Annotated in this window: 14 protein-coding genes; 2 read left to right on the top strand and 12 right to left on the bottom strand. The window is 63.8% G+C overall.

Annotated features, from left to right (window positions below; genetic code table 11):
* Positions 1–117: 117 nt before the first annotated feature.
* The 3 genes from Q8O96_RS19055 to Q8O96_RS19045 are packed head-to-tail and all read right to left on the bottom strand — an operon-like array spanning position 118 to position 5,356.
* Complete coding sequence (locus tag Q8O96_RS19055) at positions 118–3,198, bottom strand: efflux RND transporter permease subunit (protein WP_102862625.1); 3,081 nt, start codon at positions 3,196–3,198, stop codon at positions 118–120.
* The gene (locus Q8O96_RS19050) at positions 3,195–4,265 is read right to left on the bottom strand and encodes an efflux RND transporter periplasmic adaptor subunit (RefSeq protein WP_102862624.1); all 1,071 of its coding nucleotides are present in this window, start codon (positions 4,263–4,265) and stop codon (positions 3,195–3,197) included. Before Q8O96_RS19050 ends, Q8O96_RS19055 begins: the two co-directional genes overlap by 4 nt.
* Positions 4,262–5,356, bottom strand: coding sequence for an efflux RND transporter periplasmic adaptor subunit (locus Q8O96_RS19045; RefSeq protein WP_102882724.1), 1,095 nt, complete (start codon positions 5,354–5,356; stop codon positions 4,262–4,264). Before Q8O96_RS19045 ends, Q8O96_RS19050 begins: the two co-directional genes overlap by 4 nt.
* A gap of 272 nt (positions 5,357–5,628) precedes the next feature.
* Between Q8O96_RS19045 and Q8O96_RS19040 the strand changes: the two genes are divergently transcribed.
* Positions 5,629–6,825 (top strand): AAA family ATPase, encoded by a 1,197-nt coding sequence (locus tag Q8O96_RS19040; RefSeq protein ID WP_115581363.1) that lies wholly within the window; start codon positions 5,629–5,631, stop codon positions 6,823–6,825.
* Positions 6,826–6,989: 164 nt separating this feature from the next.
* Here the strand turns inward: Q8O96_RS19040 and Q8O96_RS19035 are convergent, their stop codons facing one another.
* The 7 genes from Q8O96_RS19035 to Q8O96_RS19005 all read right to left on the bottom strand — a co-directional run bounded on the left by Q8O96_RS19035 (position 6,990) and on the right by Q8O96_RS19005 (position 13,167).
* A complete protein-coding gene (locus Q8O96_RS19035; protein ID WP_305949232.1) occupies positions 6,990–7,874 on the bottom strand; it encodes a transporter substrate-binding domain-containing protein in 885 nt (294 codons plus the stop codon).
* Entirely contained in the window at positions 7,871–8,653 is a 783-nt protein-coding gene (locus Q8O96_RS19030; RefSeq protein ID WP_102862621.1) for an amino acid ABC transporter ATP-binding protein, read from the bottom strand. Before Q8O96_RS19030 ends, Q8O96_RS19035 begins: the two co-directional genes overlap by 4 nt.
* Positions 8,650–9,309 carry an amino acid ABC transporter permease gene (locus Q8O96_RS19025; protein WP_011058612.1) on the bottom strand — a complete coding sequence of 220 codons (660 nt, stop codon included), beginning with the start codon at positions 9,307–9,309 and terminating at the stop codon, positions 8,650–8,652. The genes Q8O96_RS19030 and Q8O96_RS19025 overlap by 4 nt, the downstream gene beginning before the upstream one ends.
* A complete protein-coding gene (locus Q8O96_RS19020; protein WP_102862620.1) occupies positions 9,290–9,955 on the bottom strand; it encodes an amino acid ABC transporter permease in 666 nt (221 codons plus the stop codon). The genes Q8O96_RS19025 and Q8O96_RS19020 overlap by 20 nt, the downstream gene beginning before the upstream one ends.
* A 565-nt stretch (positions 9,956–10,520) precedes the next feature.
* A complete protein-coding gene (locus tag Q8O96_RS19015; RefSeq protein WP_102862619.1) occupies positions 10,521–11,303 on the bottom strand; it encodes a MetQ/NlpA family ABC transporter substrate-binding protein in 783 nt (260 codons plus the stop codon).
* Between the two features lie 303 nt (positions 11,304–11,606).
* On the bottom strand, positions 11,607–12,527 hold the full coding sequence (locus Q8O96_RS19010; protein WP_102862618.1) for a sigma 54-interacting transcriptional regulator: 921 nt from the start codon (positions 12,525–12,527) through the stop codon (positions 11,607–11,609).
* A gap of 58 nt (positions 12,528–12,585) precedes the next feature.
* Entirely contained in the window at positions 12,586–13,167 is a 582-nt protein-coding gene (locus Q8O96_RS19005; protein WP_102862617.1) for an alpha/beta hydrolase, read from the bottom strand.
* A gap of 290 nt (positions 13,168–13,457) precedes the next feature.
* On the opposite strand from Q8O96_RS19005, the gene Q8O96_RS19000 reads away from it, so the two are divergent.
* A complete protein-coding gene (locus Q8O96_RS19000; RefSeq protein WP_180988556.1) occupies positions 13,458–14,423 on the top strand; it encodes a TerC family protein in 966 nt (321 codons plus the stop codon).
* 102 nt (positions 14,424–14,525) lie between these two features.
* Here Q8O96_RS19000 and Q8O96_RS18995 read toward each other — a convergent pair whose 3' ends face one another.
* Positions 14,526–14,927 carry a biopolymer transporter ExbD gene (locus Q8O96_RS18995; RefSeq protein ID WP_102862615.1) on the bottom strand — a complete coding sequence of 134 codons (402 nt, stop codon included), beginning with the start codon at positions 14,925–14,927 and terminating at the stop codon, positions 14,526–14,528.
* 1 nt (position 14,928) lies between these two features.
* Positions 14,929–15,654, bottom strand: coding sequence for a MotA/TolQ/ExbB proton channel family protein (locus Q8O96_RS18990; protein WP_102862614.1), 726 nt, complete (start codon positions 15,652–15,654; stop codon positions 14,929–14,931).
* Positions 15,655–15,665: the final 11 nt, after the last annotated feature.

Here is a 15,665-nt window from a genome sequence, read left to right as displayed (position 1 = left end):
CCGTGGGATGCCTACGCCATTCGCAATACCGCCAACCTCGGAGGAGCCGGCTTGCCGGCGAAGGCGGTCCCAGATCAGGCGCCCGCCTCTCGGGCCTCTTCGCTGGCAAGCCAGCTCCTACAGGGCTGTGGGGCCAGGAGTGTCTTTGCTGGGCTCCTTGATTTTGTACCAGGCCACATACAGCGCCGGGAGGAACAGCAGGGTCAGCAAGGTGGCGACGATGATGCCGCCGATCATGGCGTAGGCCATCGGCCCCCAGAACACTTCCCGGGCAATCGGGATCATCCCCAGGCTGGCCGCGGCGGCGGTCAGCAGGATAGGTCGACGCCGATGGTGGGTGGCTTCCAGTACCGCGTCCCAGGGGTGATAACCCTCGCGCTCGTATTCGTCGATCTGGGTCACCAGGATCACCGAGTTGCGGATGATGATGCCGATTAGCGCGAGAATCCCGAGGATCGCCACAAAGCCCATGGGCGTGCCGGTGGGCACCAGGGCCAGGACCACGCCAATCAGCCCCAGGGGCGCGACGCTGGCCACCAGGAACAGCTTCTGCACGCTGTGCAACTGGATCATCAGGAAGGTCGCCATGAGGAACAGCATCAGCGGCACCACCTTGGCAATCGGACCCTGGGCCTTGCTGCTTTCCTCCACGGTGCCGCCGGTAGCCACCGAGTAGCCGGCAGGCAACTGCGCGGCAAACTGGTCGATGTCCGGCTGCAATTGCTTGACCAGGTCGGTGGGCTGGATCGCGTCGCGCACCGCCGCCTTGATGGTGATGGTGGGTTTGCGGTCGCGGCGCCACACCAGCGGCTGCTCCAGTTCGTAGCCCACCGTGGCGAAGGCCAGCAGCGGAATCGAGGTGCCATTGGGGGTGACGATCTGCAGGTTCTGCAGGGTTTCCGGTGAGTCGCGCTCACTGTCGTCGGCGCGGCCGACCACGTTGATCAGGTAGATGTCGTCATGCACCTGGGTCACGGTAGAACCGCTGACGATGCTGTTCATCAGCCGCGCCACATCTTCCGAGGACAGCCCCAGTTGCCGCGCCTTGTCCTGGGCGATGTCGATACGCAGCACTTTGCCGGGCTCGTTCCAGTCGTAGATGATCTCGCCGATGTGCGGGTTCCGGTCCAGTTCGGTGGCCAGGTCGATGGCGTGCTTGCGCACCTGGTCGATGTCCTTGCCGCTGACCCGGTACTGGATCGGCCGTCCCACCGGCGGGCCCATTTCCAGGGCCTGCACATAGCTGCCGATGCCGACGAAGTCTTCGCGCAGGCGCTTGCGCAAACGCTCGGTCAGGGCCGTGCGCTGCTCCAGGCCCTTGCTGACGATCACCAGCTGGGCGTAGTACGGATTCTGCAGTTGCTGGTCCAGGGGCAGGTAGAAACGGATCGCGCCTTCGCCGATGTAAGTGCTCCAGCGCTCAATGTCCGGGTCGTCCTTGAGGGTCGCTTCCAACCGATCCACGGCCATGCGGGTCTCGTCGATCGAGGCGTTCTGCGGCAGGTTGAGGTCCACCAGGATCTCCGGCCGGTCGGAAGACGGAAAGAACTGGTTCTGCACAAAACGCATGCCGAACACCGACGCGGCAAACAGCAGCACAGTGATGCCAATCGCCCACCAGCGGTTGCGCATGGCCCACAGCAGGCCGCCATTGAAGGCGCGACCGACGCGCCCCGGCTCCTCGGAGTGGGGTTTGACGTTGGTGCTGAGGATGTGGATGCCGATCACCGGGGCAAACAGCACCGCGACGATCCACGACACCAGCATGGCCACGGCGATCACCGCGAACAGGGTGAAGGTGTACTCGCCGGCGGAGCTGGCGTTGAGGCCGATGGGCACGAAGCCGGCCACGGTCACCAGGGTCCCGGTGAGCATCGGGAAGGCGGTGGAGGTGTAGGCAAAGGTCGCCGCCTGCTCCTTGCTCTCGCCCTTCTCCAGGCGCGTGACCATCATTTCCACGGTGATCATGGCGTCGTCCACCAGCAGCCCCAGGGCGATGATCAAGGCCCCCAGGGAGATCCGCTGCATGGTGATGCCGCTGTACTCCATGAACACGAAGACCATGGCCAGCACCAGCGGAATCGAGCAGGCCACCACCAGCCCGGCGCGCATCCCAAGGCTGATGAAGCTCACCACCAGGACGATGATCACCGCCTCGAACAAGGCGCTGGTGAAACCGCCCACCGCTTCCTGCACCACCTCGGCCTGATCCGAGACCTTGTGCACGCCGATGCCGATCGGCAGGTCGGCGGTCAGCTCATTCATGCGCGCATGCAGGGCCTTGCCGAATTCCTGGATGTTGCCGCCCTTCTTCATGGCAATGGCCAGGCCGATGGCCGGCTGGCCGTTGAAACGGAACAGCGGGGTGGCAGGGTCGACGTAGCCGCGACTGATGTCGGCGATGTCGGCCAGGCGATAGAAGCGGTCGTTGAGGCGCAGGTTGACCGTGGCCAGGTCCTTCTCCGAGGCGAACTGCCCCGAGGTGCGCACCGAGATCCGCTCCGGCCCGGCCTCGATCACCCCGGCCGGGGTCACCGCGTTCTGCGCTTGCAGGCTTTGCAGGACCTGGCGCTGGTCGATGCCCAGGGCCGCCAGCTTGCGCGTGGAGAAGTTGAGGTAGATGACTTCGTCCTGCTCACCGACCATCTCCACCTTGCCCAGGTTCGGCACTTCGCGGATCTCGGCGCGTACCTGCTCCACGTAGTCACGCAGTTGGCGCATGCTCAGGCCGTCGGCGGTGAAGGCGTAGATCGAGCCGAACACATCGCCGAACTCATCGTTGAAACCCGGGCCCTGCAAGCCCTGGGGGAAATCGCCGCGGATGTCGTTGATCTTCTTGCGCACCTGATACCAGATCTCGGGAATGTCCTTGGCACTGGTGGTGTCGCGCAGGTTGACGAACACCGTCGACTCGCCGGGGCGGGTATAGCTTTTCACGTAGTCGAGCGAGTCCAGCTCTTCGAGTTTTTTCTCGATGCGGTCGGTGACCTGCTTCAGGGTTTCTTCCTGGGTCGCGCCTGGCCAGCGAGTCTGGATGACCATGGTCTTGATGGTGAAGGACGGGTCTTCCTCACGCCCCAGGTTCAGGTAGGAAAACACCCCCATCAGCAGCGCAACAAACATCAGGTACCAGACGAAGGACTGATGCTTGATCGCCCACTCGGACAGGTTGAAGCTCCCTTTGCTGTCAGGCGTCATTGTGCGCGGCCCTCATCGACTTTGACTTTCTGCCCCGGCTTGAGGCTGTTGACCCCGGCGCTGACGATGCGCTCGCCGGGCTTGACCCCCTGGCTGATCAGCGCCGAATCGCTGTCGCGGCTGAGCACTTTGATCTCCCGGGGGGCGACGGTCTGGCTCTGCGGGTCGATGACCCAGATCCGGGTCTGGCCATCCACCTCTTGCAGGGCCGTCAGGGGCAACTCGGTGCGCGGTTCGATGGCCGAGCTCAGGGTCACGCTGATGGCGGTGCCCAGGCGAAAGGCCTCGGGAGTGTCCTTGAGGGTCAGGCGGGCGCGACGGGTACGGGTCGCGCTCTGGGCCTGGGGCTCGATCTCGCGCACGGTGGCCGTGGTGCTGATGCTCGGGTCGAGCTGGGCCGCGACCTTGAACTCCACGTCCGCCGGCAGTTGATCCACCAGGGTCGCCGGCAGGTCGATCACCGCTTCCTTGATCTGCGGCCGGGCCAGGGTCACCACTTGCTGGCCGGCGGTCACCACCTGCCCGGCTTCAGCGTTCCAGGCGGTGACCACGCCGCCGTGATCGCTGCGCAGTTGGCTGTAGTTGAGCTGGTCCTGGGCCTGGCGCACGGCCGCCTTGGCCTGAGCCAGGGAAGCGCCGGTGGTCTTCAAGTCGGTCTGGGCAATGTCCAGTTGCGCCTGGGCGCCGACGCCACGGTCGAACAGCTCCTGCTGGCGCCGGGCATTGGCCTGGGCGTTGATCCACTGCGCCTCGACCTTGGCCAGGTCGCCCTGGGCGGCCCGCAGTTGGTTCTGCTGGTCGGTGGGATCGAGGGTCGCCAGCAAGTCCCCGGGCCCCACTTCGGCACCGACATCCACATTGCGGCTGGCAATCCGCCCCGGCACCCGAAAGCCCAGGTTGGTTTCAAAACGGGCCTGGATGTTGCCGGCAAAGCGCCCGAGGCTTTCCTCCGATTGCGGCGCCACCTGGATCGACAGCACCGGACGCACCGGCTCCGGCGCCGGTTCTTCCTTGGAGCAGCCCAGCAGCAAGAGGCTGGCCCATAACAACGGCAGCAGGCGCTTCATGGTTGTGCTCCCTGTTCCTTGGTCGGCCCGGCAATCTCGACCAACATCCCCGGGTGCAACAACTGCCCCCCGGCCACCACCACGTTCTCGCCGCCCTTGAGGCCGTCGCTGATGATCACCTGGCCGGTCAGGTAACGCCCGACCTTGACGCTGTGCAGCACGGTCTTGCCGTCCTCGCCCACCAGCCACACCGCCGGTTCGCTGAGGTTCTTGGTCAAGGCCGACCAAGGCAGCACCACCGTGGCCTTGCCGTGGGCGCGGGCGGTGGCACTGACCACCGAGCCCAGGTCCATGCCCGCCGGCAGCGAATCGAGCACCACCTTGACCTGCACCGTACCGCTCTGGGCCGAGACCACCGGGGTCACCTCGCGGACCTTGCCGGTGGTGGTCACCTTGGGGTTGTCCAGCAGGCTGACGTGGATGGTTTCCTGGCCCGGCGGCTGCATCAGCAGCGATTCGTAGACGTTGAACACCGCGTCGCGCTCGCCGTCCCGAGCCAGGCTGAAGATCGGCATGGTGGCCTGCACCACCTGGCCCACCTCGGCCTGACGCGCGGTGATCACCCCCGGCGCCTCGGCCACCAGTTCGGTGTAGCTCAACTGCTCGCGGGCATTGGCCAACTGTGCCTGGGCCGCGCTCAAGGCGCTCTGGCTACTGCGCAGGGCGGCCTGGGCCGAATCGTATTCGCTCTGGCTGGTGTAGCCCTTGGGCAGGAGCTTCTGCTGGCGGACGAAGGCTGCGCTGGCCTGCTTGACCCGCGCCTGTTCGGCAAACACCGCGGCAGCGGCGGAATCGACGTTGGTCTGCAAGTCCTTGGGGTCGAGCCGGGCCAGTACCTGCTGGGCGGAAACCCGGTCGCCGACATCCACCAGACGCTGGATGATCTTGCCGCCAACGCGGAACGACAACTCGGTCTGCACCCGAGCCTGGACGTCACCGGTGAGGGTCACCGACGGGGCAAAATCGCTGCTCTGCACTTGCTGGATACGCACCCGCGGGCGTTCCTTCTCGGTCGGCTTTTCCGCTCCGCAGCCGCCGAGCAGCGCCAGCAGGCTCAGCCCCACTATCCACCTCGATTTGAGACCAGCCATGCAGGCTCCTTGTGCTTGATCGTCGCGCCAGTGACGTTACGACTGTGAGCTTAGAACAGGGTTCAACCCTTGCACGCAGGTCTCATAAGCAGGGCTTTCGTAGCGAGGGCGCCCGCTCCCGCTCGGCCGACCGACGCCCCTGGGCGCCGTAGTCGCCAGCCTTGCAGCGCCCCCTGTCCGGGCAAACACAGCAGCGGTTTCGGAGCCGGTGGCGAGCAAGCTCCCGCTCTACAAATCAGGCACACTGCGCACCACGCAACAGGAGACCCGGCATGCTCAAGACCCTGGCGGTGGCCAATTACCGCTCCATCAACAAACTGGTGATGCCCCTCGGCCGACTGAACCTGATCACCGGCGCCAATGGCAGCGGCAAGTCCAATCTGTACCGGGCCCTGCGCCTGCTGGCAGAGACCGCCCAGGGCGGCGTGGTCAATGCCCTGGCCAAGGAAGGCGGGTTGGACTCGACCTTGTGGGCCGGGCCGGAACGGATCAGCCGGCGCATGAGCCAGGGTGAAGTCGCGATCCAGGGTGGAACGCGCAAGGCCGCCAGACGTCTGCAACTGGGCTTTGCCGGTGAGGACTTCGGTTATGCGATCAGCCTGGGGCTGCCGGACTCCAGCGGTCATTTCATGTTGCCCGGGCACAGCTTGCCGATTGCCTCGCGCTTCACTCTCGACCCGTGGATCAAGCGCGAGAGCATCTGGGGCGGGCCCCTGTATCGCTCGGCAAGCGCGCTGGTAGACCGCCAGGGACCGATGGTACGAGCCCGCACGGGGCGTCAATGGGAGGTGCTGGCGCAGCATACGAGCAGCGGCGAAAGCCTGTTCGATCGGGTGGGCAACCTGAGCTCATCGCCTGAGGTCCTGCATCTGCGCGAACAGATTCGTGGCTGGCGTTTTTATGACCACTTGCGTACCGACAGCCAGGCACCCGCGCGCCGACCGCAGTTGGGCACCCGCACCCCGGTGCTGCACCACGATGGCCGGGACTTGGCCGCGGCGTTGCAGACCATCATCGAGGTGGGCGATCAGCAGGCACTGTACGAGAGCATCGCCGATGCCTTCCCGGATTCGCGGCTGGAAATCGATGCCGTTCCCGGGGGGTTGTTCGGCGTGCAGCTCCACCAGGAAGGCTTGTTGCGACCGCTGTCGGCGGCGGAACTGTCGGACGGCACCTTGCGCTACCTGTTGCTGGTAGCGGCCTTGCTGACCCCGCGTCCGCCGAGCCTGATGGTGCTCAACGAACCGGAGACCAGCCTGCACCCGGACCTGTTGCCGGCCCTGGCGCGCTTGATCATCAGGGCTTCAGAGCAGTGCCAGGTGTGGGTGGTGTCCCACGCCCGGCGCCTGATCGCGGCCTTGCAGGAAGACCCCGAGTGCAACTGCATCGTGCTGGAGAAAGAGCTGGGCCAGACCGGCATCGTCGGCCAGCGCATGCTCGACGAACCGGCCTGGTACTGGCCCGACTGAAAATCGCGCCTCCCACACCCTGTAGCCGCTGCCGCAGGCTGCGATAAGGTCCGCAGGACCTTGCGAGGCCCTCAAGAGCGGCGTCTGCTTCGGAGCCGTTCGCAGCCTTCGGCAGCGGCTACACCGTGGATTCAGGACCCGGTTTCAGCAGCCGCCAGTACGCCTCAGCCCTGCCATTTGCCGCCTTCGACAATCACGCTCTCAGGCGGGGTGTCGTCGCTCAGCTCTTTGCGCACGTACTGGTCATACAGCTTGAGCAGGTACTTTTCTTCGCCCAGCTTGGCCAGCTCGGCATTCACCCAGTCCCGCAGTTCGAGGTTGCCCTTCTTCACCGCCGGGGCAATCGGTGCCTGCTCGCCCAGGGTCTGGGGCAATACGCGGTAGCCCGGGGTCTGCTTGGACCAGCTGAACAGAATCAGGTTGTCCTGGGCGTAGGCGTCGCCACGGCCATTGGCCAGGGCTTGCAGGGACTCGGTGTTCTTCTCGAACTTGAGCAGTTTCCAGTCCGGGTGGTTCTGGGTCAGCCAGATGTCTGCGGTGGTGCCGGTGGTGACGATGGTGGTGCGGCTTGCCAGGTCATCCAGGCTCTTCACCGGGCTGCCTTCGGGCACCAGGGCCTGCACCGCCACCTTGAGGTTGGGGTTGGTGAATTCCACCGCTTGCTTGCGCTCCGGGGTCACGGTCATGTTGGCCAGGATCAGGTCGACCTTGTCGCTCTGCAGGAAGGGAATGCGGCTGGCCGGTTCCACGGCGACGAACTCCACCTTGTTCTCGTCCCCCAACAGGTCCTTGGCGAACTGGCGGCCGATGTCGGTATCGAAGCCCACATAGCGCCCGGTTTCATCGACGAAACCGAACGGCGGCTTGTCGGTGAACACGCCGACGATCAGCTTGTCCCGAGCCTTGATCTTGTCCAGGTAACCGGCCGCCGGCGCGGCGCTGGCAGCGGTGGCCGCAGGCTTGGGTGCATCATTGGATTTATCGCAGCCGGCCAGCAGGGCCAGACCGAACAGCGGCAGTAACAACAGCGAAGACTTGGCAGTTTTCATAAGAGCTCCAGTTCCTTTTTAGGGGCTTTCTTGGGCAGTGCTTCAACGAACGAGAACTTCTCCAGGAACTGCTGCGCGCGTGCGCTCTGCGGGTTGGTGAAGAAAGCCTCGGGGGTGTTCTGTTCCACGATGCGCCCGCCGTCCATGAACACGATGCGGTCGGCCACGGCCCGGGCGAAGGCCATTTCATGGGTGACGATCAACAGGGTCATGCCGTCCCGGGCCAGGCCCTGGATCACCTGCAGCACTTCCTTGACCATCTCCGGATCAAGGGCCGCGGTGACCTCATCGAACAGCATCACCTGGGGGTTCATGCACAACGAGCGGACGATGGCGATGCGTTGCTGCTGGCCGCCGGACAGCTGTCGGGGAAAGGCCTCGCGCTTGTCCAAGAGGCCCACCCGCTCCAGCAACGCTTCGGCCTGGGCCCGAGCTTCGCGGGGCTCGCGCTTTTGCACCTTGAGCGGCCCGAGGAGGAGGTTGTCCAGCACGTTCATGTGGGGGAACAGGTGATAGCTCTGGAACACCATGCCGATCTGCTGGCGCACCTGACGCCAGTCGGTGTCGGGGCTGAGCAGCTCGCGCCCGGCGAAACGCAGATGGCCGCTGTGGGCGCTTTCCAGGCCGTTGAGGCAACGCAGCAGAGTGCTCTTGCCGCAGCCGCTGGGGCCGAGGATGACGATCACCTCCCCCGCCGCCACGCGCAGGTCGACCTCCTTGAGCACCTGCTGCGGGCCGAAGAACTTGTTGAAACCCTGGAACTCGATCAATGCGCTCATGCTTGCGTCCAGCGCCGCTCCAGCACGCGGGAGGCGGCCGACAGCGGGTAGCAGATAAAGAAGAAAAACAGGAACAGAACGCCATAGATCAGCACCGATTCGTAGGTGCGCTCGATGATCTGCTGGCCGACCTTGATCACGTCCACCACGCCGATCAGCACCGCCAGGGAGCTGGTCTTGATGATTCGCGTGTAGACGTTGATGGTCGGCGGCGTCATGCGCTTCAGCGCCTGGGGCAGCAAGACGTAGCCGTATAGCTGGGCACCGGAGAGGCCGATGGACAAGCCCGCTTCACGCTGGCCCCGGGGCAGGGATTGCAGGGCCCCGCGCACCACCTCGCCGACTTCGCTGGCGCCCCACAGCGACAGCACCAGCACCGCGCAGGTGAAGCTGGGAATGCTGAGGCCGAAGAAGATCGGAAAGCCGAAGAACAGCAGGTACAACCAGACCAGCACCGGGATCGCCCGGAACAGCTCCAGGTAGATTCGCAACGGTACATCCAGCACCTTGCGTTGCAGGCTGCGCAGCACGCCGTAGAGCACCCCGCCCAGGGTGCTGAAGGCAATGCTCAACAGCGAAATCGACAAAGTCTGCGCAGCGCCCCGGGCCAGTTGCGGCAAGGACACCAGCAACAGCTCAAGACCCGAACTGGCCATGTTGCAACCTCCTTTCCAGACGGCTGAGCAACAGCGACAGCGGCAAGAACAACAGCACGCAGATCAGCGTCAGCACCGCGAGCATTTCGTAGGTCTTGTAGTACAGGGCGATGTAGCTCTTGGTGGTGTAGAGAATCTCCGGCACCGCCACCGCCGAAACCACGGTGGTTTCCTTGAGCAGGAAAATGAAATTGGCGAACAGCGACGGCAGGCTGAGGATCCCGGCCTGGGGCAGGATCACGTAGCGCAGCAACTGCCACTGCGACAGGCCTATGGAGCGCCCCGATTCCAGCTGCGCCTGGGGCACGGCTTCGACCCCGGCGCGCAGCACTTCGGTGAGGTAGGCGCCGCCGAGAAAGGTCATGGTGATGATCGCCGCGGCAAAACCCGAGACCTTGATCCCCAGGGCCGGCAAGGCGAAGTAGACGAAGAACAGCTGGATCAACAACGGTGTGTTGCGCGCCAGTTCCACGTACAGGCCGATCAGGCGGTGCAGGTAAGGGGTGCGAAACACCAGGACAGTGGCGTTGATCAGGGCTACCAGCAGCGAGGTGCCGATGGCGATCAGGCCGACCTGCAGGGTCACTCCCACGGCTTTGAGAAAGGCCGGCAGGGTGCTGAGGATAAACGCGTAATCGAGGGTCATGAATCATCCTGAACGCCGCTGGGGTACAGCGACGGTGGTGCAGTCCGTGGGGCAGTGGGTAACCGCCCGGCTGCCGCGACTTTATAGCTATAAAAAGCAGAATTTAAATACCGTTAGAGCATATTGATATCACCCAAAAACCTAACCCGCGGATTTGCCGGGCTGGCGCCGGGCTACTACCTTTTCAACCGGGTCGAACGGAGCTTTCGCGCCCGCACCTCCACTGGACGCTACCCCCCTCAAGGACGACCACCATGGCCGATACAAAGCCCCCGCAACCCCTGCCCCCCCATGAACTGATGAAGTGGCTGACGGCGTTGCGCCGAGCCACCCAAGCCACCGCCAAAAGCGCTCCACTTGTGTAAGAGCTGGCTTGTGTAGGAGCTGGCTTGCCAGCGAAGGCGCCCTTCAGGTTCGTACCCGGCCTGAGGAGCTCTTCGCCGGCAAACGCAACGCCGCCCGGCCGGCTCCTGCGGCTTTGCGGACGCAATAAAAAACGCCGACGCTGTGATAGCCGTCGGCGTTCAAACCTTGAAGGGGTTTGTCGCTTCAGTAGCCTAGTTCATCAGAACGCCGGCAGTACCGCGCCGCTGTATTTCTTCTCGATGAAGGTTTTGACCTCTGGGCTGGTCAGGGCCTTGGCCAGCTTCTGGATCGCCGCGCTGTCCTTGTTGTCCGGACGGGCCACCAGGTAGTTCACGTAAGGCGAATCGGCGCCTTCGATGACCAGCGCATCCTTGGCCGGGTTCAGGCCCGCTTCCAGGGCGTAGTTGGTGTTGATCATGTCCAGGTCAACCTGATCCAGGACCCGTGGCAGCATGGCCGACTCAAGCTCCTTGAACTTGAAGTTGTGCGGGTTCTTGGCGATGTCCTTGGGCGTGGACACAGCGTTCTTCGGGTCCTTGAGCTCGATCAGACCGGCCTTGTGCAGCAGGATCAGGGCCCGGCCGCTGTTGCTGCCTTCGTTGGGGATGGCAATGGTGGCGCCATCTTTCAGCTCGGCCAGGGACTTGACCTTCTTCGAGTAGCCGCCGAAGGGTTCGACGTGCACACCGATCACGGTTTCCAGGTGAGTGCCCTTGCCCTCGTTGAAGTTCTTCAGGTACGGCAGGGTCTGGAAGTAGTTGGCGTCCAGACGCTTCTGATCGACCTGTACGTTGGGTTGCACGTAGTCGGTGAAGACCTTGATTTCCAGGTCCACGCCTTCCTTGGCCAGGGTTGGCTTGATCAGCTCGAGAATCTCGGCGTGGGGCACCGGAGTCGCGGCAACCACCAGCTTCTCGCCGGCCTGGGCAATACCGGCGCTCAGGGCTGCCGCCAGTGCGGTGAACAACAGAACTTTTTTCATGCAAGGTCCTTAGGTGTCGGGATCGACGACGGCTTCAAATGAGGTGCTTATAAGGGTGCCAGTGATGTGCCACTGCTGGCGTGAAGCGGACAATACCGAGATTTTTTATTCCCGAACAATATCTTTTATTCACGTTCATATTCCATTTTGTTCATACATCCCGCCCCACCACCGCCCCTGTAGCCGCTGCCGCAGGCTGCGAACGACGACGCAGTCGGCGCCAGGGGTTCCGTGGCTATCCAGCAGGATCGTGGTGAACGGTTTTGCGTCTGCTGCGCAGCCGGTCGCAGCCTGCGGCAGCGGCTACACCGCCAGCAGGCGCTTGAGAGCCTGGCGATCCGCGTCTGAATCGCTCTCGGCGATCTGCCGCAGCAGCAGCTCGATCTGCTCCAGCGGCGAGCGCGTCGGCGGCAGGTTGAGGTGCTCGGGAAGGATTTCCTCGCCGCTGCTGACCAGCAGCGCAAAGTGAATGACGTTCTCCAGCTCCCGGGTATTGCCCGGCCAGCTGTGGCGCTCCAGGGCCTGTTGCGCGGCTTCGCTGATCAGCGGCACCGGCAGGTCCAGGCGCTGGCTATAGATCCCCAGGAAATACTCGGCCAGGGACTCGATATCCCCGACCCGCTCGCGCAGCGCCGGCAGCTCCAACTGGCCCTCGCTGAGGTAACGGTACAGGCGCTCATGAAACTTGCCCGCCGCCACCGCCTGGGCCAGGTCGATGCTGGTGGCCGCCACCAGGCGCACGTCCACCGGGCTCGGTTGCTGGGCACCGACCCGGGTCACTTCGTGGTTCTCCAGGGCTGCCAGCAGCTTGGTCTGAATCGGCAGCGGCAAGTCGCCGATCTCGTCCAGGTACAGGGTTCCACCATTGGCCGAACCGAACCAGCCGGCCCGGCTGCTGGCGGAGCCGCTGAAGCTGCCGGCGGCGTAGCCGAACAGTTCGGCGTCGGCGTAGGTGGGGCTGATGGCGCCGCAGTTGACCGAGACAAACAGCCCGCTGCGGTCGCTGGCGCGGTGGATGTGTCGGGCCAGCAGCTCCTTGCCGGTGCCGGTTTCACCCCGGATCAGCACCGAGATCGCACGGGGCGCCAGTTGCTCCAGCTCTTCACGCAGTTGTCGCGAACGTGGATCGACGAACACCAGCGCCTTGGCGCGGATGCTCAGGGGGCTTTTTTCCGCATCGGGAAAGGTCAGCAGCGGCTGGCCGAAAGGGGTGTGAGGACTCATGGCAGACTCCCGCCCAAAACCGCCTGAGGACGGGGGCGTTTAAACAGGGAAAATACGGTCAGGCACGACGCAGGGCGTGTTGTTCCATGCGGTTCTGCAGGCGATAGAGATAGGCGAATCCCTGCTCCCAGCGCTGGTGGCCGGACTTGACGTTGATATGCCCGGCTCCCGCCAGAATCCCGGCTTCGGCGCCCCAGTCACGGGCCAGTTCCAGGGCACGCGGCGCGCTGACGGCGCTGTCGTTGTCCGAACTCACCACCTGGCTGGGGAACGGCAGCAGGTCCCGGGGAATCGGCGCGAAATTGCGCAGCGCCGGGGCACAGGCCGCACGTTCGACATCCGCCGGCGCCACCAGCAGCGCACCGCGCACCTGGCGCAGCGCTGCCGCGGGCGCGCGCGCCGCCCAGTGGGCCACGGTGATGCAACCCAGGCTGTGGGCAATCAGGATCACCGGCGTGTCGTCGATGGCGATGGCTTCGGCCAGGGCCGCCACCCAGTCTTCACGGCGCGGCGTCAGCCAATCGGCCTGCTCCACCCGCGCACTGTTGGGCAGGCTGTTCTGCCAATGGGTTTGCCAATGATCTTCTGGCGATCCTTGCCAGCCCGGCACAATCAAGTAGCGAATGGATTCGTTGCGCATGGGGAACTCTCCTGCTGCGTGTCTGTTCCCGGACGAGTATAGGGAGGGGATTTATATTCGTTAAGGAATAAGAAGCTATTTATTAATACCCCAAAAGAATATAAGGCCTGCCTCCTTCAATCCTTTTGCCTGCGCGCAAACAATTCGTCGGCATCGAACTATCGGCCAAAAATATACGACTTTTTCTTGAGCAAACCGGCTGGCTAGGATGAGAACCATCCGCCCCCGGGGTGCGTCATTCCAAGACTGTCACGGGGGATAAACCTCAACTCATTTGAGGCGTGGCCGCGATGAACATCGGTGAACCTTGGATGTGGGCTGCTTTCATCGTCTTCGTCATCGCCGTACTGGCGCTTGACCTGTTTGTCTTCGGTGGGCGCAAGGCCCATCGGGTTTCGGCCCGGGAGGCACTGGCCTGGGTCATAGCCTGGGCCAGCCTGGCATTGGTCTTCGCCGGTCTGCTCTGGTGGTATCTGAACGATACGCTGGGTGCGCAAATCGCCCAGCGCAAAACCCTTGAGTTCCTCACCGGCTACCTGATCGAACAGTCACTGTCGATCGACAACATGTTCGTCTTCGTGATGATCTTCAGCTATTTCGCCGTACCGCCGCCATTGCAGCGGCGCGTGCTGCTGTACGGCGTACTCGGCGCCATCGTCATGCGTGCAGCGATGATTCTCGCCGGCGTCTGGCTGGTACAGGAGTTCGCCTGGCTGCTCTACGTCTTCGGAGTCCTGCTGGTCGTCACGGGCATCAAGATGCTGATCTTTGCCGAGCAACAACCCGACCTCGACAAAAACCCGATACTGCGCTGGATGCGCAAGCACTTGCGCGTCACCCAGGAGTTTCACGGCGAGCGTTTTTTTGTCATCCAGAATGGCCTGCGCTGGGCGACGCCGATGTTCCTGGTGCTGGTGCTGATCGAGGCCAGCGACCTGATTTTTGCGGTCGATAGCATCCCGGCGATTTTCGCCGTGACCACCGATCCCTTCATCGTGTTCACCTCCAACATATTCGCCATCATGGGCCTGCGCGCCTTGTACTTCCTGCTCGCGGACATGGCTGAGCGGTTCCATCTGCTCAAGTACGGGCTGGCCATAGTGCTGGTGTTTATCGGAAGCAAAATGCTGGCCGCGCCCTGGTTCCATATACCGGTCCATTGGTCGCTGGCCATCGTCGGCGGCATCATCCTCAGTGCGGTGGTACTGAGCCTGACGCTGACAAGGGACAGAACACGCATCGCTGGCAAACCATGAGGCCTCAGGCACGCCCAGGAATACGCTAAAAGCGTCTGGCAAAAAAAAGGCCGCACCCTGCCAAGGAGACGGCCTGAAAAGTCGTGGCTTTGTTGCTCGGTTTCAGCGCGCGGTAATCACCGACAGCTTGGTGATACCCGCACGCTCGATGGACGCCATGGCCCGGGCCACTTCCCCGTAATTGACGCCATCGTCGGCCTGCAGTTGGACCCGCACTTGCGGGTCCTTGGCCTTGGCCGCCTGCAAGTTGGTTTCCAGCAGCTCCGGCTGGATCTCGTCCTTGTTGATAAAGAGTTTGCCGGCGCCGTCGATGCTCACCACCAGCGGGTCCTTCTGCTCCACCGGAGCCACGGCCTCGGTCTTGGGCAGGTTGATCGGGATGGCGTTGGTCAGCAGCGGCGCGGTGACGATGAACACCACCAGCAGCACCAGCATCACGTCCACCAAGGGCGTGACGTTGATCTCGCTCAGCACCTCATCGCTGTCTTGAGTGGAGAAGGCCATATCAGGACGCCTCCTGCACTTTTTGCAGGCTGCCCTGGGCCGCAGCCTTGTGCACGCTCGGGTGGATCAGCACGCGGAAGGAGTTCTTCTGCGCCAGGCTGTAGAAGTCGTGGGCGAAGTCGTCCAAGTCAGCGGCGGTGAGCTTCAGGCGCCGCAGGAAGTAGTTGTAGACCAGCACTGCCGGCACCGCGACGGCGATCCCCACACCGGTGGCCACCAGGGCCGCGCCGATGGGACCGGCCACGGTTTCCAGGCTCGCCGAGCCCGCCGCGCTGATGCCTTTCAGGGCTTCCATGATCCCCCACACGGTGCCGAACAGGCCGATGAAGGGCGAGGTGCTGCCGATACTGGCGACCACCGCCAGGCCGGTTTCCAGGGAGCGGCGCTCGCGCACGATCTGCTGGCGCAGGGCACGTTCGAGGCGGTCCTGGTGGTTGATTGCCTGGCTCAGGTCCGCCGCATGGGGGGCGTCGCCGACCTGGATCGCCGCATAGCCGGCCTGGGCCACCCGGGCTGCCGCGCCGGGCTGGGTTTCACTCAGGGGAGCGGCGGAGTCGAGGCTGGACGCTGCCCAGAACTGATTGTGGAACTTGCGATCCTGGGACTTGAGGCGGGCGAACTGCACGCCCTTGACCAGGGCCAGGCCCCAGGTGGCGACGGAGAAGACCACCAGCAGCCAGATCACCGCGCTTTCGATGGATTCCAGTGGAGATGCCAGTAACGTCATGATGTGTTCCC

Source organism: Pseudomonas sp. LPH60, assembly GCF_030718165.1.
GTDB classification, from domain to species: Bacteria; Pseudomonadota; Gammaproteobacteria; order Pseudomonadales; family Pseudomonadaceae; genus Aquipseudomonas; species Aquipseudomonas danubii.
This window is presented reverse-complemented; position numbering and strand designations above follow the sequence as displayed.